The sequence below is a fragment of the Escherichia sp. MOD1-EC5189 genome, from assembly GCF_002966045.1.
Classification (GTDB): domain Bacteria; phylum Pseudomonadota; class Gammaproteobacteria; order Enterobacterales; family Enterobacteriaceae; genus Escherichia; species Escherichia coli_F.
In genome coordinates, this window is the sequence record NZ_PTRX01000109.1 from 1 (window position 1) to 595 (window position 595).

Genomic DNA, 595 nt, shown 5'->3' on the forward strand with positions numbered 1-595 from the left:
CCGTTAAACGTTATTTGCAGGCAAAATCTGAGCCGCCAAAATATACGCCGCGACCTGCTGTTGCTTCACTCCTAGATGAATACCGGGATTATATTCGTCAACGCATCGCCGATGCTCATCCTTACAAAATCCCGGCAACGGTAATCGCTCGCGAGATCAGAGACCAGGGATATCGTGGCGGAATGACCATTCTCAGGGGATTCATTCGTTCTCTCTCGGTTCCTCAGGAGCAGGAGCCTGCCGTTCGGTTCGAAACTGAACCCGGACGACAGATGCAGGTTGACTGGGGCACTATGCGTAATGGCCGCTCACCGCTTCACGTGTTCGTTGCTGTTCTCGGATACAGCCGAATGTTGTACATCGAATTCACTGACAATATGCGTTATGACACGCTGGAAACCTGCCATCGTAATGCGTTCCGCTTCTTTGGTGGTGTGCCGCGCGAAGTGTTGTATGACAATATGAAAACTGTGGTTCTGCAACGTGACGCATATCAGACCGGTCAGCACCGGTTCCATCCTTCGCTGTGGCAGTTCGGCAAGGAGATGGGCTTCTCTCCCCGACTGTGTCGCCCCTTCAGGGCACAGACTAAAGG

General features: G+C 52.8%; 1 pseudogene. It reads left to right on the forward strand.

The features are described 5' to 3' along the window. Positions 1–595 (forward strand): annotated as a pseudogene (istA, locus tag ATB02_RS25760) (IS21-like element IS100 family transposase); the annotation flags it as partial.